The 23,624-nt window shown below is 73.6% G+C and carries 14 protein-coding genes and 3 pseudogenes; 6 read left to right on the top strand and 11 right to left on the bottom strand.

The window, feature by feature from the left end; genetic code table 11:
• The first annotated feature begins 417 nt into the window (after positions 1–417).
• Positions 418–1,217, top strand: a pseudogene (locus tag HQM25_RS17945) (winged helix-turn-helix domain-containing protein).
• A 383-nt stretch (positions 1,218–1,600) separates the two neighbouring features.
• Positions 1,601–2,575, top strand: coding sequence for a DNA-3-methyladenine glycosylase family protein (locus HQM25_RS03105; protein WP_172988917.1), 975 nt, complete (start codon positions 1,601–1,603; stop codon positions 2,573–2,575).
• A 53-nt stretch (positions 2,576–2,628) separates the two neighbouring features.
• Here HQM25_RS03105 and HQM25_RS03100 read toward each other — a convergent pair whose 3' ends face one another.
• The gene (locus HQM25_RS03100; RefSeq protein WP_172988916.1) at positions 2,629–3,798 is read right to left on the bottom strand and encodes an RtcB family protein; all 1,170 of its coding nucleotides are present in this window, start codon (positions 3,796–3,798) and stop codon (positions 2,629–2,631) included.
• Positions 3,799–4,227: 429 nt separating this feature from the next.
• Here HQM25_RS03100 and HQM25_RS03095 point away from each other — a divergent pair, with 429 nt between their 5' ends.
• The 3 genes from HQM25_RS03095 (at position 4,228) to HQM25_RS03085 (ending at position 5,210) form a co-directional block, all read left to right on the top strand.
• Positions 4,228–4,650 (top strand): VOC family protein, encoded by a 423-nt coding sequence (locus tag HQM25_RS03095; RefSeq protein WP_172988915.1) that lies wholly within the window; start codon positions 4,228–4,230, stop codon positions 4,648–4,650.
• A gap of 61 nt (positions 4,651–4,711) precedes the next feature.
• Positions 4,712–4,936 (top strand): hypothetical protein, encoded by a 225-nt coding sequence (locus HQM25_RS03090; RefSeq protein WP_172988914.1) that lies wholly within the window; start codon positions 4,712–4,714, stop codon positions 4,934–4,936.
• 85 nt (positions 4,937–5,021) lie between these two features.
• Complete coding sequence (locus HQM25_RS03085) at positions 5,022–5,210, top strand: DUF1918 domain-containing protein (RefSeq protein WP_172988913.1); 189 nt, start codon at positions 5,022–5,024, stop codon at positions 5,208–5,210.
• 48 nt (positions 5,211–5,258) lie between these two features.
• Here HQM25_RS03085 and HQM25_RS03080 read toward each other — a convergent pair whose 3' ends face one another.
• Together HQM25_RS03080 and sigJ are read right to left on the bottom strand one after the other, a co-directional pair.
• Positions 5,259–7,370, bottom strand: coding sequence for a S9 family peptidase (locus HQM25_RS03080; RefSeq protein ID WP_172988912.1), 2,112 nt, complete (start codon positions 7,368–7,370; stop codon positions 5,259–5,261).
• A 10-nt stretch (positions 7,371–7,380) separates the two neighbouring features.
• The gene (gene sigJ, locus HQM25_RS03075; protein WP_172988911.1) at positions 7,381–8,265 is read right to left on the bottom strand and encodes an RNA polymerase sigma factor SigJ; all 885 of its coding nucleotides are present in this window, start codon (positions 8,263–8,265) and stop codon (positions 7,381–7,383) included.
• 111 nt (positions 8,266–8,376) lie between these two features.
• On the opposite strand from sigJ, the gene HQM25_RS03070 reads away from it, so the two are divergent.
• On the top strand, positions 8,377–9,138 hold the full coding sequence (locus HQM25_RS03070; protein ID WP_172991483.1) for an SDR family oxidoreductase: 762 nt from the start codon (positions 8,377–8,379) through the stop codon (positions 9,136–9,138).
• 39 nt (positions 9,139–9,177) lie between these two features.
• On the opposite strand, the gene HQM25_RS03065 is transcribed toward HQM25_RS03070, so the two are convergent.
• The 8 genes and pseudogenes from HQM25_RS03065 to HQM25_RS03030 form a co-directional block, all read right to left on the bottom strand.
• Entirely contained in the window at positions 9,178–10,011 is an 834-nt protein-coding gene (locus HQM25_RS03065; protein ID WP_172988910.1) for an aldo/keto reductase, read from the bottom strand.
• Between the two features lie 29 nt (positions 10,012–10,040).
• Complete coding sequence (locus HQM25_RS03060; protein WP_367948293.1) at positions 10,041–14,150, bottom strand: FtsK/SpoIIIE domain-containing protein; 4,110 nt, start codon at positions 14,148–14,150, stop codon at positions 10,041–10,043.
• Between the two features lie 388 nt (positions 14,151–14,538).
• Positions 14,539–15,888: an RDD family protein gene (locus tag HQM25_RS03055; RefSeq protein WP_172988909.1), complete on the bottom strand. Its 1,350-nt coding sequence runs from the start codon at positions 15,886–15,888 to the stop codon at positions 14,539–14,541.
• 21 nt (positions 15,889–15,909) lie between these two features.
• Positions 15,910–16,575 carry a hypothetical protein gene (locus tag HQM25_RS03050; RefSeq protein ID WP_172988908.1) on the bottom strand — a complete coding sequence of 222 codons (666 nt, stop codon included), beginning with the start codon at positions 16,573–16,575 and terminating at the stop codon, positions 15,910–15,912.
• Positions 16,572–17,939 carry a DUF5684 domain-containing protein gene (locus HQM25_RS18015; protein ID WP_367948303.1) on the bottom strand — a complete coding sequence of 456 codons (1,368 nt, stop codon included), beginning with the start codon at positions 17,937–17,939 and terminating at the stop codon, positions 16,572–16,574. The genes HQM25_RS03050 and HQM25_RS18015 overlap by 4 nt, the downstream gene beginning before the upstream one ends.
• Positions 17,940–18,627: 688 nt before the next feature.
• Positions 18,628–20,346 (bottom strand): annotated as a pseudogene (locus HQM25_RS18010) (transglutaminaseTgpA domain-containing protein); the annotation flags it as partial.
• Between the two features lie 110 nt (positions 20,347–20,456).
• A pseudogene (locus tag HQM25_RS17720) lies at positions 20,457–21,059 on the bottom strand (DUF58 domain-containing protein); the annotation flags it as partial.
• Between the two features lie 782 nt (positions 21,060–21,841).
• The gene (locus HQM25_RS03030; protein WP_172991481.1) at positions 21,842–22,807 is read right to left on the bottom strand and encodes an AAA family ATPase; all 966 of its coding nucleotides are present in this window, start codon (positions 22,805–22,807) and stop codon (positions 21,842–21,844) included.
• Positions 22,808–23,624: the final 817 nt, after the last annotated feature.

The raw sequence follows: 23,624 nt of genomic DNA, 5'->3' as shown, positions 1-23,624 counted from the left end.
TGGTCGCGGATTGAGCATTGTGGCGCATTCTCCGACGCTCGGCCTTGCGGCATCGAGCGATTTGACGTATGCCGACGCACTCCGTCATAATCGGCCACATGACTGACAACGCGCGTTCTCTGTCCGCCTGGGAGGCGAACAGGACTGCCGGCATGATGATGGCCGGCCGCATTGTCATCTGTTGTCGAATGTGCCACTAGCACTGTGACCCCCTGCCGGATTCCGCCCGAACTGCAGCCCCACGGAGGCGCGCCGGACGTGGAGTCCCCCGGAGCACCGGACCTGCGCGTCGATCACGCGCAGCCGAGCTGCCTCCGCACCCGCCCCTGATCTCGGAGGGGCAGAGCAGCATCACACCCGAACCCCTTTCCGGGCCGATCAGCGGCCGGGGTTCATCTCCCGCTAGGACCCATCATCATGTCGAACACCGCACTCCTCGAACGTCCCACCCACCTCCGCGCCGTCGGCGCCCCCGCGACCCGCGCCGCCGCTCCGGCCGCGCTGCGTCCGGTGACCACCGCCCCGACCGCGCCCGCGCCGCGTACGGCATCCACCTCGCCGGCGCCCGCCGCTCCGGCGGCGAACGCTCCGGCGGCGAACGGCCTGCCCGCCGGCACCGCCCGCGCGGCTTCGCCCTCTACGTCGGACTCGACGAGGCCAAAGCCGCCGCCTCCGGCGTGTCGCTCGGCGTGCTCGTCGAGGCCCTCCGCCGCACGATCGCCGAGCTCGCCCCCGAGGCCGAGACCCACGCGACCGTCGCCCTCGCGCCCGTCGGCGCCGGCGGTCGTGACGTCGACGTCGTGCGCCTCGCACTGCACGAGCCGTCGGCCGTCGCGCGCACCAAGCAGGAGGAGCCCGTCGAGGACGTCGAGGCGCCGCGCGGTGTGACCGTCGACATCTCCCGCAAGCGCGTGCTCATCGACGGCGAGTCGGCCGCGTTCACCTTCAAGGAGTTCGAGCTGCTGCAGTACCTCGTGCTGCGAGAGGGCAGCACGATCGAGCGCACGGAGCTCGTCTCGTCGCTGTGGCAGGGCGCCACCGACGAGGAGGCCCCCGGCGAGCGCACCATCGACGTGCACGTGCGGCGCCTGCGCGCCAAGCTCGGTCGCTACGAGGACATCGTGCGCACCGTGCGCGGCGTCGGCTACCGCTTCGACCGCCACGCCGACGTCGTCATCCGCTACGGCCACGGCACGCCCTCGCCCGACCGCTTCTGAGGCCCGTTCTGCGCCGCATGGGGCGGCATCCATGGGGCGCTTCGCGCGGCATCCAGCCCCGGGAACCCACCGCAACCGCCCCACGAACGCCTCGCCTTCCCGACCGCACACGTTCATGGGGCGCTTCGCGCGGCATCCACCCCGGGAACCCACCAGAACCGCCCCACGAACGCCTCGCCCTCTCGACCGCACACGTTCATGGGGCGCTTCGCGCGGCATCCACCCCGGGAACCCACCGCAACCGCCCACGAACGCCTCGCACTCTCGACCGCACACGTTCATGGGGCGCTTCGCGCGGCATCCAGCCCCGGGAACCCACCGCAACCGCCCCACGAACCCGAGTACTTCGGGCGATGTCGGAGGGCGGGGCGTAGGGTCGGAGCATGACGTCGATCGCGCCCCCGCCCGCCGCGGTGGAGCGCGATGCGGGCCGCGCCGACGAGCGGCCTCTCGAGACCGAGTACCGCCCGCGCCACGCGCTGGACCTCGCGCGCGCGGTGCTGTTCCAGCGCCGGGGGCGCAGCGACCCGACGATGACGGTCTCCGGCCGCGTGATCTGGCGCGCGAGCCGCACGCCGGAAGGCATCGCCACGCTCGCGCTGCGCGAGACGGCCCCCGGTGTCATCAGGGCCGCCGCGTGGGGTCCTGGTGCCGTTCACGCCCTCGGCCAGGTTCCCGCGCTGTGCGGCGCGTTCGATGACGCGTCCGGCTTCGAGGCCGGCATCCATCCCCTCGTCGCCGACGCGCACCGACGCAACCCCGGCTTGCGCCTCGGCCGCAGCGAGCGCGTGTTCGACGCGCTCGCCTGTGCGATTTTCGAGCAGAAGATCACCGGCCTGCAGGCCTTCGCCGCCTGGCGGCGCATCGTCACGCGGCACGGCGAGCGCGCGCCCGGCCCGACGCCGCATCCGATGTTCGCGCCGCCGACGATCGACGGGTGGCGGCGCATCCCGTCGTGGGACTGGCACCGCGCCGGACTCGAACCGCCCCAGGCCAAGACGGTCACGAGGGCCGCCGCGCGCGGCGAGTCGATCGTGCGCGCCGTCGAGACCGCCCCCGACGGCGAGGCGGTCGACCGCGTGCTCATCAGCCAGCCGGGCATCGGGCCGTGGACCTCGGCCGAGACCCGCATCCGCGCACTCGGCGACCCGGATGCGGTGAGCGTCGGGGATTTCCACCTCGCGCACGAGGTCGGCTACGCCCTCACCGGCGAACGCACCGACGACGACGGGATGCTGCGCCTGCTGGCCCCGTGGGCGGGGCAGCGTCAGCGGGTCATCCGCCTGATCGGCGCGAGCGGGGCGCACGAGCCGCGCCGCGCACCCCGCCTGCATCCCGAAGACCACCGCGACCGCTGAACCGCGAGAGTGGATGCCGCACCCGGCCGCTGCGGCCGGCCGCGGCATCCACCTCAATCGCCCTTCACGTTGACGAGCTGCCGCAGGGTGTGGCGCACCGACACGAGGTCGGCCGCGTCGGCCATCACCCGGTCGATCGGCTTGTACGCCTGGGGGATCTCATCGATGAAGGCATCCGTGTCTCGGAACTCGATGCCCGTCATCGCCTCCCGCAGCTGCGCGTGGGTGAACGCGCGCCGGGCCGCCGACCGTGAGTACTCGCGCCCGGCGCCGTGCGGCGACGAGTTGAGCGACAGCGGGTTGCCGAGCCCCTCGACCACGTAGGAGGCCGTGCCCATGGAGCCGGGGATGAGCCCGGGCCGGCCGGCATCGGCCTGGATCGCGCCCTTGCGCGACACCCACACCTGCTTTCCGAAGTGCCTCTCGGACTCGGTGAAGTTGTGGTGGCAGTTGATCCGCTCCTCCTCGATCACCGCCTCCCCCATCAGCTCGCCGAGCTGGCGGGCGACGCGGTCCATCATCTCCTCGCGGTTCAGCAGCGCGAAGTGCTGCGCCCAGCGCAGCTCCCGGATGTACCGGCGGAACTCATCGGTGCCCTCCACGAGGTACGCGAGGTCGGGATCGGGAAGCTCGATCGCCCACTTCTTCGCGAGCCGCTGCGCGACCCCGATGTGGTGCGTGGCAATCTTGTTGCCCACGCCCCGCGAGCCCGAGTGCAGGAACATCCACACCCGGTCGAGCTCGTCGACCGACACCTCGATGAAGTGGTTGCCCGAGCCGAGCGACCCCAGCTGGTGCCGCCAGTGCCCCGCGTAGCGGCCGGGGTCGAACTCCGCCTTCTCGGCGAGCTCCTCGAGCTCGGCGACGCGCGGCTCGGCGGTCGCGACGACCTTGCGGTTGTCGCGGCCGGCCGACAGCGGCACGGCGCGCTCGATCTGCTCGCGCAGCTGCGTGAGGTCGCGCTCGACGAGCTGCGCCCGGGTGAACCGGGTGCGCACGGCGATCATGCCGCACCCGATGTCGACGCCGACGGCGGCGGGCATGATCGCGCCGAGGGTCGGGATGACCGACCCCACGGTGGCGCCCTTGCCGAGGTGCGCATCGGGCATGAGCGCCAGGTGCGGGTGGATGAACGGCATGCGGCTCGAGGTGCGCGCCTGCTCGACGGTCTTCTCGTCGATCAGGCTCGCCCACGAGAGCAGCCGTGCGGAGAGCCTCTCCATGATTCCTTTCCTTGCGTGCGGTGCCCCGGACGGAGCACGCGGAGAGCGATGGGCCTGCGGCCCGAGGGTCTCCAACAAAGGAAAAGCCCCGGACCTGTGCGGTGCGGGGCGTGGATTCAGCGGGATGCTGCTACACGGCCTGCGCCGGAGGGGACGACTCGTAGCGGTCATTGGGCTGCTGACCCAGGACCGCGGCGAAGCGGAGTTCGCGCTGCGCGCTCATTCCACGTCCTCTCGGCTCATCATGATCCGTGCCGGCGGCACGGACTCGTCACGGTAGCGGAGGGGTGGATGCCGGGTCAATCGTCTCGTCGTCGATCGGCCACCGGAGAACCCGTTGTGGATGTCGGAGGGTGGGGGAACACTGGGATGCGCCACGCGGCCGGGCGCGGCATCCACCCCGTTCCCCACCACTCCAAGGAGGGCGACATGCCCAGCCTCAACCCCTACCTCTCCTTCCGCACGGAGGCCCGCGACGCGATGACCTTCTACCAGAGCGTTTTCGGCGGCGACCTCGAGATCGACACGTTCGAGGGCTTCGAAGGGATGGTCGACGACCCCGCCGAGAAGACCCTCGTGATGCACGCCCAGCTCACCACGCCGGACGGGTTCGTGATCATGGGCGCCGACACTCCGTCGTCGATGCCCTACGCGAAGCCGGCCGGCATCTCCGTCTCGGTCAGCGGCGACGACGAGGAGCAGCTGACCGGTTTCTGGAACGCGCTGGCCGACGGCGGCACCGTCGCGATGCCCTTCGACACGCCGCCGTGGGGCGGCAAGTTCGGGATGCTGACCGACAGGTTCGGCATCGACTGGATGGTCGCCGTCAACGCTGCCGCGCCGCGGGCCTGACACGGCGAGCCGTGCCCGGTGCGCCGCCCGGGTCCCGGGCGGCGCACCGTAGGCTGGCCGCATGAGTTCGACGCGACGCGGCTGGACGCGCGGCCACACCGGCTGGGCCTTCGGCACCGCCCTGCTGTTCACGCTCGGGATCGTCTTCGGACTGATCTGGGGAAACCTGTGGCTGGGCCTCATCCTCGCCTTCGCCGTATCGATCGGCTGGCTGATGGCGTACGAGTCGTGGCGCGGAAAGAGCGTCGGGCTCGACAACCCCGACGACGACGGGGCGCGCCTGTAGCCTCCGGCCGGGCGCCGAACGTGCGCAGACCACCCGTAGCCGCGACTGCGGCGAGGTCGTATCGTGAGCAGCGGAGGTGATCCGCATGCGAGCCAGCGTCGGCGATCGCGTGGTCATCCACGGGCGCACCGTGGGGGCCGCTGAGCGCACCGGTGAGGTGATCGAGGTCCGCGGCCACGACGACAGTCCGCTGCTGGTCGTCAGGTACGACGACGGGCACGAGGCGATCCTGTCGCCGGGCAGCGACTGCGAGATCCGGCACCTCGACGGGTGAGCGACGCGCGGGCTAGGGGCGTGGACCCCACGGCCGCGCCACCCCGCGTCACCCGAGCAGCTCCGGCCGTTGCCACTCGCCCCCGCGCACGTGCTGCGCGAGGAACGCGAACACCGTCTGGTACCAGACGATGGCGTGCTGCGGCGAGAGCACCCAGTGGTTCTCATCGGGGAAGTACAGGAAGCGGTGCGGCATGCGCCCGGCGTCGTCGGCGTGGTGCTCGGCCAGATCCGACCACAGGCGCAGCCCCTCGCCGATCGGCACCCGGTAGTCCTTGTCGCCGTGGACGACCAGCAGCGGCGTGCGGATGTCGGCGGCGAACCGGTGCGGCGAGTTCTCGATCATCGCCTCCGGCGAGAAGATCTCCTGCCAGTACACCGACAGGTCGGTGGTGCCGGCGAACTGGTCGAGTGCCCACAGCGACGCGTGGGTGACGATGGCGTCGAACCGGTCCGTGTGCCCGGCGACCCAGTTGGCCATGTAGCCGCCGAACGACCCGCCCATGGCGGCCGTGCGGTCCGCGTCGATGTCGTCGCGGGCGACGACCGCGTCGGTGATCGCCATGAGGTCGGTGTAGGGCGCGCCGCCCCACGCGTTCCATCCGCGCGCGATGAACTCCAGCCCGTAGCCGGTCGACAGCGCGGGGTCGGGCAGCAGCACCGCGTAACCCTGGGCGACCGCCAGCAGCGGCGCCCAGCGCCAGCTCCAGGCGTTCCAGCTGTTGAGCGGCCCGCCGTGGATCCACAGGAGCAGCGGGGCGGGCTCTGCCGCGGACGCCCCCTCGGGCAGCAGCAGCCAGCCGCGCACGCGCGCGCCGTCGGCGGCGACCGTCTCGACCTCGGTGATCGTGCCGGGCGCGGCGGGGGTCGCGGCGGGCGTGGCCAGCGGCGTCACGGAGCCGTCGCGTGCGATGCGCACCGGGTGCGGCGGCACCGTCCAGGACGAGCGCAGGGCGACGAGGACGCCACCGGCGCGGTCGACCTGCACGTGGGAGTACGTGTAGTCGTCGTCGGTGAGCTTCTCGGCCGGTCCGCCGTCGAGCGGCAGACGGAACACCGGACCGCGCCCGTCGTGGTCGGCGGTGGCGATGAGCGCAGCGTCATCGGCGGCGAAGGCGAGGCTCGTCGCCCATCGGTCCCACGTGGGCGCGAGGCGGCGGGGCCCGGAGCCGTCGACACCCGCGACCCACACTTCGATGTCGGTGGGCCCCGCGGGTGTCGCCTTGACCTGCCGCACGTACGCGAGCATGGCGCCATCGTGGCTGAGGACGGGGGCCTCGTAGTGCACGCCCTCCTCGTCGAACAGCGTCGTGTGCGCACCGGTCTCGACGTCGATCGCGACGATGACCGAGCGGGCGCCCCGCGCCTCTGGCCGCTGCATCGCCACGATCAGCGTGCGGCCGTCGGGCGTGAGGGCGGCCCCCTGCACGTCGGCCGACCGGCCCGGCCGCGGCGTGAGGTCGCGGGGGCGGGGCAGCGCCGCCGGGTAGGGCTTCGGGTCGGTGGATGCCGCGCCCGCGGCATCCACCGCGGCCGCAGCCTCCTCCTCGGCCGCCTCCTCGGCGACCACGGCGGCGATGCTGTCGTCGAGGGCGCCGAGATCGATGGCGAGCTGGTGCGGCTCGGCGGGGCCGAGGTCGTGGTCCCAATAGCGCACCGGGTAGGCCTCGTGGAGGATCGCGGCGACCTTCTTCTCCTTGCGCCGGGCACGCAGCGCACCCTCCGCCTCGAGGGAGTCGGCCCCGGGGAGGAGGGCGGCCTGCACGACGACGGTCGCGGCCGCGTCGGCGACGGCGGTGACGGACTCGACGCCCCCGGCGAGCGCGGTCACCGGGCGCGCTTCACCGCCGGCGGCCGGCAGCAGCCACAGCTGGGCCGCCGACTCGTCGGCGTCGCCGTCGGGTCGCGCCGAGACGAACAGCACGTCGCCGTCCGGCGTGAAGGCCGCACCGCTCTCCCCCTTGGCCGAGCGGGTGAGGCGCCGCGGGGTTCCGCCTCCGGTGGCGGGCACCTCCCACAGCGAACGCTCGTAGCCGGTGGCATCCTTCTTCAGCACGGCGACCGTGAGCACGGCGCGGCTGCCGTCGGGTGACAGAGCGAGCGCCTCCACGCGCGGGAGGGAGATGTAGTCATCGAGCGAGTGGAACGGCGTCGTGGGCATGACTCCCACGCTAATGGCCCCACAGCGTGAGCTTGGCGGGGTTGCGCACGATGTAGACATCGGTGATGCGACCCATCGAGACCGCGAGCGAGATCACCGCGTCGGCCCGGCCGGCAACGGTGACGAGGAATGCGAGCCCGTCCGCCGTGACCGTCGGAGACACGACCGCGTCGGGCTGCAGGCGCGGCAGCCCCAGCAGGAAGCGCGCGACCCGGTCGGCGCCGACCACGGGCCGCCGGGCGGCGGAGACCACGCCGCCGCCGTCCGCGTGCGCGACGACGGCAGGGTCGAGCACGCCCGCGAGCGCGGCGAGGTCGCCGGTGGCGACGGCCGCCGCGAATGCACGGGCCACCGCATCGTGCTCCTCGCGCGCCGCCGGGCGCGAGCGGCGGGCGCGCACGTGACGGCGGGCCTGGGATGCCAGCTGCCGCACGGCATCCGGCGATCGTCCCACCGTCTCGGCGACTTCGGCGAACGGCATCCCGAACACATCGTGCAGCACGAACGCGACGCGCTCCGCGGGGGTGAGCGCCTCGAGCACCACCAGCAGCGCGGTCGAGACCGATTCGTCGAGCGTGACCCGCTCGAGGGGGTCCGCTGACGGCGACATCGCCAGGGGCGAGTCCCCCGGCACGGGCTCGGGCAGCCATTCGCCCACGTAGCGCTCGCGCCGCGCGCGCGCTGAGCCCAGCATGTCCAGGCACACGCGGCTCACGACCCGGGTCAGCCAGGCACCCGGCGAGGCGATGGCGGCACGCTCGGCCGCACCGAGGCGGTACCAGCGCATATAGGCCTCCTGCACGGCGTCTTCCGCGTCGGCGACGGTGCCCATGAGCCGGTACGCCACGCCCACCAGGGCCGGTCGCTCCCGCGCGAGAGCAGCGGTGTCGTCCATGACCGACCTCCCTTCGACGATCCGACGATGCGCCGGCACGGAATGTGAGCCGCGCGCCTCACATTCTCGTCGTCTGCGTCGTCGAAAGGGTATGAGCGAGAACCGCACCCCCTGACCATCGCCGTCGCCGGCGGCACCGGCGTCGTCGGGCGCCCGACCGTCGAGGCGGTCCGCGCCGCCGGACACACCCCCGTCGTGCTGGCCCGGTCCCGCGGCGTCGACCTGCTCACCGGAGAGGGGGTGGATGCCGCCCTGGAAGGTGTCGACGCCGTCATCGACCTCTCCAACATCACGACGCTGAAAGCCGACGTCGCGACGCGCTTCTTCGAGACCGCGACCGGCACGCTTCTGGCCGCAGCCGCGCGGCGTCGTGTCGCCCACCTCGTGCTGCTGTCGATCGTGGGGGTGGATCGCGCGCCGTACGACTACTACGCGGGCAAGCTTGCGCAGGAGCGCGTGGTCGAGGCGGGCGCCGTGCCGGCCACGATCCTGCGCGCGACGCAGTTCCACGAATTCTCCGCGCAGCTGTTCGACCGCGGTCGGCTCGGACCGCTGCACCTCGCGCCGAAGGGCCGCGTGCAGCCGATCGCGGCGGCCGAGGTCGGCGCGCACCTGGTGTCGATCGCGGCCGGGCGCCCGCAGGGGCGCGCGACCGACCTCGCCGGGCCGCGCGAGGAGCGGCTCGACGACATGGTGCGCCGCTATGCCGCGAGCATCGGCTACCGCGGCTGGGTGCCGTCGGTGCCGCTTCCCGGCCGCCAGGGCAGAGCCCTGCGCGATGGGACGATCCTCCCCGGCCCGGACGCCCAGCGCGGACACCAGACGTTCGCGCAATGGCTCAGCGCGACGCCCGCCGCCGTAGCGGCGCCGTGAGGCCGGCGCGCCACCCCGGAGACCCGTCCGGCCCGCCGGTCACATCTCCTCGTGCGTGTTCGGGTCGCCGTCCCAGAGCCGTCCGCGCTCGAGCCCGGACAGCGCGGCGACGTGATCAGCGGCGAGGGAGAAGCCGAAGACGTCGGCGTTCTCGCGCTGGCGGTCGGGGTCGGCGGACTTCGGGATCGGCGTGCTGCCGAGCTCGACATGCCAGCGCAGCACGAGCTGGGTCGGCGTCACGTCGTACACGGCGGCGAGCTCCTGCACGAGCTGCTCCGTGAGCAGCTCGGAGCGCCGCGCGAGCGGGCTCCAGCTCTCGGTGCGGATGCCGCGCTCGGCGTGGAAGGCGCGCAGCGCCGTCTGCGGGAAGTACGGGTGCAGCTCCACCTGGTTGACGGCCGGCGTCACGCCGGTGGCGTCGATGAGCTCGTCGAGCATGGCCTCGGTGAAGTTGGAGACGCCGATCGAGGTGACCAGCCCCTCGTCGCGCGCCGCGATCATGCCCCGCCAGGTGTCGACGTACCGGCCGACGCTGGGGTTCGGCCAGTGGATCAGCTGCAGGTCGATGCGGTCGAGGCCGAGCAGGCCCAGCGAGCCGCGGATGCTGTCGATCGCCTCGTCGTAGCCGTGGTGGCGCCCCGGGATCTTGGAGGTGACCAGGAGCTGGTCGCGGTCGACGGGCGCGTGCCGCACCGCCTCGCCGATCTCGCGCTCGTTCTCGTAGTTCACCGCCGTGTCGAGGAGCCGGTACCCGGCTCCGACCGCCGCCACGACGGCATCCACCCCTTCCTGCCCGCGCAGGTTGTAGGTGCCGAGTCCGAGCTCGGGGAAGTCCGTGCCGTCGTTGAGTGTCACCGTGGGGATGGTCGCCATGGCTCCCATCCTGCCCGCTTCCGGGCGTTTCAGGGGCGGGCGCCGGCGAACTCCTCGACGACCAGGGGCATCTGCACGGTGATGGAGCGGCCGTTCTCGACGAACAGCCCGCGGCCGGACGGGAACTCGTGGCGCTGCACCTTGGGGAACGGCACCTTGAACAGCGAGTCGCCGTCGTAGCTGTCGGGCCGCAGCGCGATGCCGTGACGTCCGGCCTTGAGCTCGCCGATGAGACCGTAGCCGCTGGTGAGCTGGGCGACGTCTCCGTCGGCCACCAGGAAGTGATCGCTGCGGTTGATCGCCTGGAACAGCTCCTTGAGGGGACGCTCGGCGTCGGTGTCGCCGAACTCGGCGATGTTCTCGACCACGATGGCGAGGCGCGAGGCGATCGACTCGTCGGCGACGATCTCCTTGAGCTCCTTCGCGAGCGCGCGCACGTCCTCGACGCCCGACACCGCCCGTCGCCAGGGGCGGAACTCGCGCAGGGCCGCACGCCGCCCGCCGATGTGGAACAGCTCCACGTCGGGGTCGAAGCGCTCGAGGGCGGCCACGATCGCGCGCACCGCCGTCGTCTTGCCGCTCTGCGGGGGGCCGGCGACGACGAACGTGCCGATCGGCTCGAAGCCTGTGGGGCCGAGCGTGTCGTCGCCGATGCCGAGCACGGGGAGGTCGCCGACACGGTCGGGCAGCGCCGAGAGATCGAGCTCGACGGGCAGGGATCCGATGTTCTTCGCCTCGACCGACCCCGCCGCCCGCAGGCGCGCGGCGAACTGCTCGGTCGCCGCGTTCTGCTCGGCGACGTTGGTCGTGCCGCCGAGAACGGCGACCTGGGTCTCGAGGCCGTCGACGATGGCGCGGCCGGGGACGCTCCGCTCGGTGAGCACGTCCTTTGCGACGCCGAGGATCGCGTAGGCGCCCTCGTCGGACATCCGCAGCACGATGCGCTTGGTGACGTTGGCGCTCACCGCGGTGGGCACCGCGCCGTAGCGGTCGGCGGTGGCGACCACGTGGATGCCGAGGGGCCGGCCCTCGCCGAGCAGGCGCATGAAGATCGCGTAGAACGGCGCGCGTGCCGAGACGGTCTCCCAGTCCTGCTTGAAGACGCCGAAGCCGTCCAGCAGCACGAAGACCCGGGGCTCGGACGCGTCGCCGGTGATCGCACGGTACTCGGCGAGGGTCGCGGCGTTGACGGTCGAGTAGCGCTTCGCGCGATCGTCGAGCATGCCGCGCAGGGTCCGGAACAGGCGCTGCACACGCTCGGCGTCGTCGCCGGGCACGATCGAGCCCACGTGCGGGAGCGACTCCATCGAGCGCAGCGCGCCGGTGCCGAAGTCGATGCCGTACACCGCGGCGCGGGCGAGGTCGGGCCGCGCGCCCGCGGCGATGCCGATGGTGCGCAGGGCGGCGCTCTTGCCGGCGCCGCTGGTGCCGTAGACGAGCATGTGGCCGTCGGTGTCGGGCTCGAAGAACACCGGCGCCTGCAGCTGGCGCTGCGGGATGTCGGCGACGCCGAGGGGGATCCGGTGATCGCCCTCCAGCGGCAGGTCGCGCAGGTCGATCGTGCCGGCGAGGTCGTCGAGCCACGGCCGGCGCGGCGCCGGGATCGCGGCGTCGGCTGCCGCGCGCACGAGGTTCGCGACCAGCCGCTTCTGGTCGTTGGGTCCGAGGTCCTCGTCGTGGGTGTCCGACTCGCCCTCGCCGTCCGACTCCCACAGCGTCACCGATCCGAAGCGCAGCTCCGCCACCCGCACCTGGGCGTGGTCGGGCTCCTCCGAGGTCCAGCCGCCCGCGTAGCCGGACTGGAACGGCACGAGCCGGCCCGGGCCGGTCTTGGCGATGCCGCGGCCGGGCAGCGACGGATCGAAGGTCGAGGCCACGACGTCGCCGACGACGTCGTTCGAATCGGCCGCATCGGCCATCCGCAGCGCGACGCGAAGGTTGGTGTTCGCGCGCAGGTTGTCCTTGATGACGCCGGCCGGCCGCTGGGTGGCCATGATCAGGTGGATGCCGAGCGAGCGGCCTCGCTGGGCGATGTCGACCACCCCGTCGACGAACTCCGGCACCTCGGTCGCGAGCGCGGCGAACTCGTCGATGACGAGCACCAGCGCGGGCGGCGTCTCGGGGTCCTGGCGCTTCTCCAGCTCGAGGAGGTCTTTTGCCTTCTTGCGGTTGAACAGGTGCTCGCGGTGGTGGAGCTCCGCCCGCAGGCTCGTGAGCGCACGGCGTACGAGGTGCGGGCTCAGGTCGGTGACCAGGCCAACGCAGTGCGGCAGGTCGACGCAGTCGGCGAAGGCCGACCCGCCCTTGTAGTCGACGAACAGGAACGTGACGCGGTCGGGACTGTACTCGGCGGCCATGCCCAGCACCCACGCCTGCAGGAACTCCGACTTGCCCGACCCGGTCGTGCCGCCCACGAGCGCATGCGGACCCTGGGTGCGCAGGTCGAGCGACATGGCGTCGGGGCTGCCCTGGCCGATGTACGCCTTGAGGGTGCCGGCGCGCTTCAGGCGCGGCCGGGGTCCTCGCGTGCGGTCGACGATCGAGTTGTTCTGCCGCCACCGCTCGACGGCGGCCTGCGGCTCGGCGGCCATGTCGGTGCCGATGAGGCGCAGCAGCGACACGCTCGCCGGCAGGTCGGAGGAGTCTGCGGCCACCGAGCTCGAGTCGACCACCGGGGCCAGGCGCTTGGCGAAGATCTCGGCGTATTCGCGGGAGACGCCTTCGATCGCGACCGACGGCCCGCGCTCGCCGGCGCGCACCCAGCCGACGGTCGCGTCGGCGAGGCCGTTCGATACGTCGACGAAGGTGCGGCAGGCCGCCGGCAGCGACTCGACCGTGGGGGCGACGAAGATCGTGTAGACACCGGCATCCGGCCCGCGCTCGATCACCTGGGTGAGGCGCGGGCGGTCCACCGGCGCATCGTGGGTGACGAAGAGCACGAGCGACACGTCGCCGACCTCGCCCGCGGCGTCGCGGTGGTCCCCGACGTGCTTGCCCATGGCCATCGAGGTCGCCTGCGCGGACAGCGGGCCGCGGCGCGTGGCTGACCCGGAGAGCCGCTCCAGGATCGCCTCCTCCAGGCCGTTGAGCAGCGCCGTCCCCGCCGACTGGCTGTCGGCGAGGGCCATCTCTGCGAACGGCGAGCGCGGGCTCGTGGTGTGCGGGAGCCACTTCATCCACTCCATGTCGCCGGTCCAGCCCGGATCGACGATGGCGGCGGTGACGACCTCGTTGGGCGCGTGCAGGCCGAACAGCTGCACGCCGAGGCCGCGCACGACGTCGGCGGCGAGTTCGCGCGGGCCGGCGATGCCGATCGCCCCCGCCGAGGGCAGCAGCTCGATCAGCGGCACGTCCTCGACCGTGCGGAAGCGCTCGCGCAGCTGCTCGACCTGGAGCGAGTACTGGGCGATGCCGCGCTGGTCGGTGGGCTCCTGCACGGTGTTGCGGCTCGTGCCGGTTCCCACTCCGAGCCGCAGCCCCAGGAAGTTCCAGTGCTCGGGGCGCCGCGTCCACAGCAGGGGTCCGAGCGCCATCGCGGCCTCGTACACCGTGGCCGTCGCCGGAGCCTCGGCGCGGCGACGGTCGCGCTCGACGACCTCCTCGCGCTGGAGGGCGTCTTCGAGGTCGTCGAGCTGGGTCTCGAACGTCGCGATCTCCAGCTGCAGCTTCTTGCCCTGCTGGGTGCGCTGGCCGATGAAGTTGCCGAGCATCATGAGCGGGGCCATGAAGACGATGAGCAGCGACGTGGGGCGCTGGGTCATCGCGAACATCGCGAGCCCGAGGAGCACCGGGGCCATGATCATCGGCCACGGGAAGATGCGCGGATCGGCCTCGTTCGGGATGATCGGATGCCGGAACTCGCGCCCCGCGTAGCGATCCTCCACGCGCGGCGAGCGGTTGAACATGAGCGCGCCGCCGCGCTCGAGCACGCGCGAGTCGTCGGTCTCCACCCGCGGCACGAGGGCGAAGGACACCTCGGTCGCGCCGATCGTGATCCGCTGGCCGGGGATCACCCGGACGCGCTGGACCAGTCCCCCGTCGACGACCAGGCCGTTGGCGGAGTTGAGGTCGACGAGCTCGATGCTCTGGTCGACCTCCACGCGCGCGTGGCGCTTGGAGACGAGGGGATCGTCGAGCACGACCTGCGCGGGGCGACCCGGCCGATGACCGAGGCGCCGGCCGGCAGCGCCACGGTGCGGCCCGCCTCCGGCCCGCTGTGGATCTGCATGATCGCTGCCGTGGCCCCGCCGCCGGCGGCTCCCGCCGGGGCGGGCACGACGGCCGCGTCGAAGCCGGAGCCGATGGGGGCTTCGGCGATGAGGGCGCGCGGATCCAGCTGCACGGGATGCCCCGCGGGCGGCGCGACCTGAAGGGTCGGCACTCCCCCGGCGTTGACGGCTCCCGCCGAGGCGAGCGCGTCACCGGCCGCCACGGCCCGCGCGACGTCTTCGACGGTCGCCGTGGCATCGGCGGTGATGAGCACGTCGACGGCGGCTCCCGCGCCGCGCCGCAGGCCCAGCTTCAGCTTCATGAGTCACTCCCTCGGGCCACGACCTCGAACGATCTCCCGCCCAGCTGCACCCGCCACCCGGTCGGCACCAGCATGCGCTCCTGCGTCGGCACGTCGACGACGTCTCCGCCCGGCGAGTGGAGCTGGGTGCCGTTGCGCGACCCGCGATCGCTCACCCACACGCCCTCGGCGGACTGGCCGAACGCGGCATGGGTCTTGGACATGAGCCGCTCGGGATCGTCGAGGCTCACCCGGGCGTCCACGCTCTCGCCGGAGGCGGACTCGGGGTCGCGTCCGATGAGGGCGAACGAGGGCACCCGCACCAGCGAGCCGTCGTCGAAGCGCACCGCCACCTGCGCGCGCCGCGTGGCCAGGCGCTGAGCCGCGGGGGTCGCCGCGGCCGGAGCCGGCGCGGGCGCAGGCGCGGGCGTCGCTGCCACGGCCGGCGCGGGCGCGGGCGCCGCGGGGGTCGGAGCGGGCGCTGCGGCGGCCGGTGCGGGCACCGGTGCGGGCGCCGCGGCCGGGGCGAAGGACGCTGCGCCGCCGGATGCCGCGGGGGCGGCATCCACCGTCCGCTGCGCTCCGGGCACCCGGGCGATGACATCGGCGAGGGACGACGCGCCGGCCACCGGCGCCCACTGCGCCCCGGTGCCCCCGGGGCCCACCACGCCGGCACGCGAGCGCGCGTCGGCGATGCGCAGGGCGCTCTCGGCGGCGGCTCCCGTGGCCAGCGACGGGAGGTCCTCCTCGGAGGCCGGCTTGCCGCGCATCGCGCGACGGGCGTGGCGCAGCGCCTTGGCGTCGAAGGGATCCAGGCCCGCGCGGGCGTCGATGAGCCAGATGCCCGCGATGCGGTCGAGGATGCTGCGCCCGCGGCGCTGCGGATCGATCCCGTACGAGAGGAAGAGGAGGGCGGGGCCCACCAGCGGCACCAGGCAGGAGGCGGACAGCACGAGTGCGCGCAGCACGATGCGCCAGAAACCGGGGCGGCCGAGGTCGTCGAGGCGGATCGAGCGCAGCCGCATCGCCGCCTTGCCTGCGGTGACTCCGCGCAGGCCGTGGGTGACGAGCTGGATGATGACGAACGTCGTCGTCATCGCGGTGCCCGCGAAGACGAGCACGGCTCCGAGGATCGACACCGGATCGCCCACGGCGGCGGCCATCGCCAGGAGCACGGTGCCGATCACGACCGGAGCGGAGAGCAGGAGCCAGATCGCGGCGTCGATCGCGAACGCGACGGCACGGTGGCCGGTGGCCGCCGGAACGAGTCCGAGCCGCGCGGAGGCGACCGGGTCGAGGCCTTCGGCGGCGGGCGCGACGGCGGCATCGGCCGGGGCGGGCGCGGCGGAGAAGGGGCGGTCGGTCATCGTCATCCTCGGGGGCAGGCGTCAGATCAGCAGGAGGGCGACCACGACAGCCGCCGCTGCGGCGATCCCGAGCGCGGCGATGGCGACGATCAGCAGGCGACGTCGCTCGCGCACGCGGAAAGCGCGATCCACACTCTCATGCTCGGCAGCCGCTCGGGAAACCGGCGACGGCGAGGCGGCGCGCATCGCGACCGTGGGCTCGGGGCGCACCACGTCGTCGGCGATCACCTCCGCCGGCCGCGGCACGTGCGCCTCCCGCACGGGCGGCGCGGGTACGGCGTCGTCGGAGGCCGTGCGGGGGCGGATCGGGCGGGCGCGCGCGGCGAGCGCCGTGTCGTCGATGTCCGCCGCCGTCCCCGGCGCGAGATCGGGGCGCGCGGGGGTCCGCGGGCGGATGACGGTGTCGTCGAGGTCGGCGGGCGGCGCGGGGCGCGGCGGGCGGCGCCCGATCACCGTCGCCTCGGTCACGTCGTGGGCGTCGGCGTCGGGCTCGGCGACGGTCGCGATCGGCGCGGTCGCGATCGCGGCGACCCTGCGTCGGGCGACGATCGTGTCCTCGGCGAAGGGCGCGTCGTCGTCATCCGCCGGCCGGGCCGCGACGCGGCGGCGGGAGAGCGCCGTCTGCTCGTCGGCGTCACTCGCCGTCTCGGCGGCGCCGTCCGCGTCCCGCTCAGGATCGACGGTCATCGACCGTCGTCTGCCCGCGTGAGGCGCACGACGGCGTCGCCGACGAAGAAGCGCTCCGTCACGGCGACGATCTCCCCCGGCTCGATCTCGCGCTCCGCGCCGTCAGCACCGACCAGAACGGTGCCGTTGGTCGAGTCGAGGTCGGCGATCGCCCAGCCGTCGTCGCGGCGCTCCAGTCGCGCGTGGGTCTTCGAGACCGTGCCGTCGTGGATCTCGACCAGCTGCGCCTGCGGGAAGGCCGCGTTGGGCGAGGGCCGTCGGCCGAGGTATACGACATCGGCCGAAAGGTCGACCTCGGTGCCGGTCGGGAGCGCGAGCACCCACGGTGCGCGCCGGCGACTGGCCACGACCGTGGCCTCGTCGAGGTCGTCGTCGTCGGGGATGTGGGAGAGCCGGTGCTGCGCCGACACGGATCCGAGCGCGGACAGCGGACTGCCCGCCTGCGGCGCGCCGACGACCGCCGACACCTCGCCCGACGCCTCCGGGAACGCGTCGGGCTCGGGGAACGGCGACACCGCCGGCGCCCAGGGCTCGGAGTCGACCGTGCGCGGCGCGGCCGGCACGCGGGTCACGGGCGGCGCGACGGGCTCGTTGGCCGGCTCGCGGCGAACGCCTGGCACCGCCGAGACGGGTCCCGGTGCGCCCGGCACCGCGGCGGTGACCTCTTCGGTGTACTCGGGAACCGAGCCGGTGGGCTCCGCCGCCGGGGCGGGGGGCGCCCATCCCGCCGGCAGCGGCGGGCGCGGCGGGATCTCGATCGACGCGGTGGAGGCACCGCGCGGCGCGGGAGCGGCCAGGGGCGCTGCCGGGGCCGGGGGCGCCGCGGGCGCTGCCGGGGCATCGGTCGTCGACGGATACGCCCACGAGGGGAGCGGCGGGCGGTCCGCCGGGGCCGCGGCCGCCGATGCCGGCGGGTCGATCGGCGCACTGCGGCGTCGCGGCGCGGCGTCCGCAGCGGCCCCCGCCGCCGTGGGCACCTGCGTCGCTCCGATCCACCGGGCCGATCCGAATCCGATGATCGAGGCCCACAGGGGCAGGAGCAGCGCGGCGAGCACCGTCATGCCGGGTCCGAAGCCGAATGCCCCGCCGATCCGGTGGCAGGCGATGACCAGCACCGCCCAGAGAGCCAGCTGCCCGACGATCGGCACCAGCGCGAGCAGCACGAACCATCCGGAGAAGCCGCCGAGCTGGAGGAGCACGACGAGGTTCCAGACCGGCACCCATCCCTTCCAGCCCTCTTCGCCGGACTTGCGGAACACGGCGGCCAGGGCGAGGGCGACCCACACGTAGAGGGCGACGGCGCCGATCAGCCAGATGAGGCTGAGCGCCGCGATCGTGGAGGCGTCGATGGTCGTGGGTGTCATGTTGCGGCACGCGCGGACCGGGGGTCCGGCGCTTCCCCCTCTCGGCGAAGCGGCTTCTCGCACTCGGGTCGGGTGCGAGCTGTCGAAGGAACGATCTCAACGATACGGTCGCGGCGAGTCCGCGCCAGACCCCGCGACCGCGTCGCAGGCTCCGGCGCTCGTCATCCACCAGGCGCCAGAACGCCTCGGCGTCGGCCGCGGAGACCTCGGCGTCGGAGAACACCGCACGGTCGGCGGTGTCGGCCAGCGCCACCCCGGACGCGCTCTCGAAGGCGCCCGCGAGCTCGCGGCGGGTGAGCTCCCGTGGGGCGACGAGCCCGGCATCCACCGCCGCATCGACGTACTCGTCCCAGCCGCCCGACACGCGCACGGCGGGAGCGGGGTGCGTGCGCCGACCGCGTCGGCGAAGCGCCTTCGCGACGATCACGACCAGGAACGGCCCGAAGGCCACCAGCAGCAGCAGGAAGACGATCCCGGCGACGCGCAGGATGGGCCACAGCCAGCTGAGGTCCAGGCCCGCCTGTTCGTCGTCGGCGGGATCGGCGAGCGTGTCCTCCTGCACGGGGTCGGGCGGCTCCACCTCGTCGACCGTGTCGGGGAGCACGTCGGTCACGACCTCGGGGTCCCGCTGCTCCGTCACATCCAGGCTCGGTGAGTTCTCGTACTGCGGCGTCACGTCCACGGGCACCCAGGCGCCGCCGGCGCCGCGCACCTCGGTCCACGCCGCGAGGTCCTGTGCGCGGCACACGCCCTCCTCGCACGTGGTCAGCCCCTCGCCCGTGTCGGCCAGACGCGCGCCGAGCACGACGCGCGAGGGGAAGCCGAGCTCGCGGGCGACGAGCGCGGTCGCCACCGCGAACTGCTCGTCGTCTCCGATCGCGGCCACGTAGTTGCCCGATTCGGCGGCACGCGGGTCGACCTCGCGCTCGAGCAGGCGCGTGAACATGCTGTTGACCCGGGCCAAGGAGTGTCCCGACGCGCTGGGCTGGAACTCGTACGAGGGCAGCGCGGTCACCCACACCGACTCCTCCGTGACGGAAAGACCGTGGCTGAGGTACCCGCGCTCGCGCAGCAGCGCGACGGCGTCCGCGAGCGCCTGCCCGCCGCTGCCGACCACGTTGCGGTCCATCCACTCGCGCAGGCTGTCGGGGGCGACCACGTCGCCGTCAGCGATGCCCGGCGCCCGCAGGTCCGCCACGGCCACGGCCTCGGCCTCGACGCCGTGCAGGGTGTACCGGTCGCCCGCGCGGAGGCCTCCCCCGGCGATCTGCACCCCCGCCGACGACGCCTGGGAGTAGTAGAACCCGTCGTCCAGGGCCGCCGCGCGCCCGCCCGCGAAGTCGACGCCGGCCAGAGCGCCGGCGGTCGGCATCCACACCCCCGTCAGTCCGTCGATCGTCACGACGGCCTCGATGGCGGTGCCCTCGCCCGGGTCGAGCTCCGAGGGCACACGCACGAAGCGGGCGTCGTCGACCGCGCCGCTGCCGCCGGAGCGGAACACCTCGCCGTCGTAGGCGTCGAGGGTCGCGAGGCGCACGCGATCGGGCAGCGCCGGACCGGTGACCGTGAACAGCACGTCGGCGGCGCGGGCGTCGTCGAAGAGCGCGCGATACCGGGCGAGCGGACTGACCTCGGCCGACAGGTCGATCTCGGGGCCGATGGCGGTGCGGAGCACGTCGCGATCCACGCCGCGGGCGGCGAAGGGCACCACGGCGACGGCGACGGCGGACGCGACCGCGATGATCCCCGCCCCCAGCGCCGCGCGCCGGCGGTCGGCCGACGACGGCCGCGTCGACATGCGCACGCCGCTGCCGGCGGCCGCGCGCTCGAGGGCGCGCCGACGCTCGTCGTGCGCGCGCCACGCGAGCCACAGCATCGCCGTGAGCAGGCCCGACAGCCCCAGCGCCGTCTCGACCGGCGCGAAGAGGGTGACCGCGCCGAGATCCCACGGCGCACTGGCGGCCGCGCTGCCGAAGAACAGCCCGAACGAGATCATCGCCAGCCCGATCGGCGCGGCCGCGTAGGCGGCGCGGTCGTCGCGCCACGAGAGCACCAGCATCGCGCACGTGCCGACGAGGAAGACCACGAGCGCCGGCACCAGCAGGTTGCGATAGGACCCGACCGGCAGGTCCACGGTGACGAGGTCCTTCCAGGCCACCACGACGCCGGTGCCGACCTCGGCGATGCCGCGCAGCAGCTCGCCGGGCGGGCCCAGTCGGGAGGGCACCGCGAGGGGCACGCCGGTCAGCAGCAGGGCCGCGGCGACCGCGGCCGCCGTGATCCAGCCGTCCCATCGCCAGAATCGGGATGCCGCAGCCAGCACCCCCGCCACGAGGGAGGCGACGGCCACGAGCACGAGGTACGACGGCGCGCGGTAGATCGGCCAGGCGGCGGCGCCCGCGATCACCACCACCGCGATCGCGAAGGCGGTCCCGGCGAGGATGCGCGGCGACACCGTGCGGGGGGCGGTCTGCTCGCGCGCACGGCGCACGCGGGAACGCGTGGAGCGGCGGGCGCTCACGAGGCCGCCCCCCGCACGAGGAGACCGGCGAGGTCGTCGAGCGTGCCGACGGTGAGAACCGTGAGCCCCGACATGGTCTGGCGGCGCGGGTGCGCGCGCTCGTCGCAGATGACGGCGACCACGGCGGTGTCGGCGGCGAACGCGAGCGCCGCCTGCTGCAGGCGCACCAGCGGCACGGTCGAGCCCACGATCACGAACGCGATCGACAGGGCGTCGCCCGACTCCGCGGCCAGGCGGCAGATCTCCGCGACGGGCATCGTGTTGTCGATGCGCTCGACGCCGCTGAAGCCGTCGAGCATCGGACGCGGCGCGTCGGACGGGATCCGGCGGATCGCCCGGAGCCGGCCCCGGACCACCCGCGGGATCTCCGACCCGGTGACCAGCGCGACATCGCGCGCGTCGCGCACCGCGCGCAGTCCGAGCGAGGCGGCGCACGAGACGGCGAGTTCGTACTCGTCGGCGTCGAGGTACTCCGTCTGCGCCGAGGCGAGGATCACGGCCATGCGCGAGCGGCGGGACTCCTCGTACTGGCGCACCATCAGCCGACCGGTCTTGGCCGTCGACTTCCAGTGGATCTGGCGCCGCGAATCCCCCGGCGCGTACTCGCGGATGGCGTGGAAGGACATGTCCGCATCGACCAGCCGCCGGGTGGGGCTGCCCTCGAGGTCCCGGATGAGGCCGGCGCTCGTGGAGGGAAGCGCCACGGTGCGCGGGTGCACGAACAGTTCGTGCACGTCGTGGAAGGCGTGCTCGCGCCGCAGCAGCCCGATCGGGTCGCTGCGCACCGTGGTCGCCGGGCCCACGGCGACGATCCCGCGTCGCAGGGCGGGGATCTCCAGCGGCTGGGTGATCGTGTGGGCGGGGCGCAGCAGCGGGATGCCGAACTCGACCAGTCCGTCGCCGACGGGGATGTCGATGCGACCGGGGAGGGCCGTGCGGGCGCCGTGGTTGCGCACCACGATCTCCCCGGTCACCCCGTCGCCCGCGACGATGCGCTCGTGGGCCAGGGAGAGGTCGACGTCGTACGAGCGGGCGCCGAACAGGAAGGGGATGGCCGCCGCCAGCAGCAGGGCGGCGACCGTGCCGCCCACCATCCATTCCACCCACCCGAAGGCCACGCCGAGTACGAGACCGCCCGTGGCCGCGAGCACGACGAGCGTGCCGGCGGGGCGCACGGTGCTCGCCGTCCACTCCGCGGCGGCGCGGATCGCGCGTCCGAGAGCGCGCGCCACCGCCGCCGCCCACACCGCGATGCGCACGTACGCGCGACCGCGCCCCGTGGCCGCCACGGCCGTGGAGGTCACCTGGGTGGAGGTCGCGTGCGTGCGCCCTCCGGTGCCCGTGGCCGCGGAGGTGCGCGTCAGTCGCGTCTCGGTCGGGCTCATACGGCCTCTCTGCGCGTGGGCGGGGTCACATCGAGCAGCACCTGCCCGACGACCGCCTCCTGGGTCACCCCGTCGAACTCGGCCTCGGGGTGCAGGATCAGCCGGTGCGAGAGCACCGCGACGGCGAGCGCCTTGACATCGTCGGGCGTCGCGTAGGTGCGCCCCTGCGCGGCGGCGCGGGTGCGCGTCGCCCGCGTGAGGGCGAGGGCGCCGCGGATGCTGACCCCGAGGCGCACCTCGTCGGCCGAGCGCGTCGCATCGACCAGCCGCGCGATGTAGTCGAGCACGAGGGCGTCGATGTACACCTGCGCCGCGAGGTCGGCCATGCCGATCAGCGCCTGCGGGGTGATGATCGGCGAGAGGGTCGAGGTGTCCACTGCGGCACCGTCGAGGATGCGCACGGTCGCCGCGTGGTCGGGGTAGCCGATCGCGGCGCGCATCATGAAGCGGTCGAGCTGCGCCTCGGGGAGGCGGTAGGTGCCGGCCTGCTCGACCGGGTTCTGCGTCGCCAGCACGAGGAAGGGGACGCCCACCTGGCGGGAGACGCCGTCGATCGTGACGCGTCCCTCCTCCATGACCTCCAGCAGCGCCGACTGGGTCTTGGGCGAGGCGCGGTTGATCTCGTCGGCGAGCACGATGTTGGCGAAGATGGGGCCCGAGTGGAACTCGAACACGCCCTCCTTCTGGTCGTACACGCTGATGCCGGTGATGTCGCCCGGGAGCAGGTCGGGAGTGAACTGGATGCGCGTGTTGGTGCCCTGCACGGACTGCCCGAGCGCGCGAGCCAGCGACGTCTTGCCGGTGCCGGGCACGTCCTCCAGCAGCACGTGTCCGTCGCTGAGCATCGCCGTCAGCACGAGTTCGACGACGTGGCGCTTGCCCAGCACCGCGCGCTCGACGTTGTCCGCGATCTGGCGGAACGTCTGCGCGAACCAGGTCGCCTGCTCTTGCGTGATCGTCATCGTGTCCTCGTGGGTTTCGCGTCGGCCGCGGCTCAGGGCGCGGGGTCGGGGTCGGCGTGGGCTCGGGCGTCGGGGTGGGCTCGGGCGTGGGGGTGGGCTCGGGCGGCAGGTTCGCGTCGCACGTGGCCGAGAAGGTGGCCGCAGCCGGCGCAAGGCCCCACCCCGTGGCATCCCAGTTCACCGTCACGCGGATGCCGTCCACGCGCACCGCTCCGGCCGGCACCGTCCACGTGCCCGCCTCGTGCGGGATCACGGCGCCGCCGGCGTTGACGTACACCAGCTGCGAGTTGTCGAGCGCGAACTGCGCGCCCACGCCCGTCGGCGACACCGACGACGAGGTGTTCACGCTCAGCTGGCCGCCGCCGACGCAGGCTCCCGCAGCCCACTGCGCGCGCACCTGGTACGGCGCGCTGCCGGCGCGCGGCGTCACCAGCGCCCACGGCGTCGGTCGCCCCCACACCCGGTGCACGTATCGGACCAGGATGCCGGGATCGCGGTCGAAGACGGCGGTCGGCGGCGCGCCCTGGAACTCTGCGACGTTGTTGTTAGGGATGCGGTCGGTCGTGGTGGGCTGATCGCGGATGATCCACTCCGCGCGTCCCGCGCCGATGTTGGGCGTCGGGGAGACGGCGAAGGTCCAGCCGGTGGGCGCCCGGCCCGACTGCACGGCCTGCACGGCGCCCGAGGCGGTCGCGCGTCCGAACGCGACATCGCCGACGTACGATTCGACGCACATCGTGTAGCGGTACTCGATGCCGTCGGGGAGAGGGCCGAAGGTGGCGCTCGCCCCGTCTGCGGCCGTCGTGCACGGCGAGCC

The organism is Microbacterium hominis (assembly GCF_013282805.1).
Lineage (GTDB): Bacteria > Actinomycetota > Actinomycetes > Actinomycetales > Microbacteriaceae > Microbacterium > Microbacterium hominis_B.
This window is presented reverse-complemented; position numbering and strand designations above follow the sequence as displayed.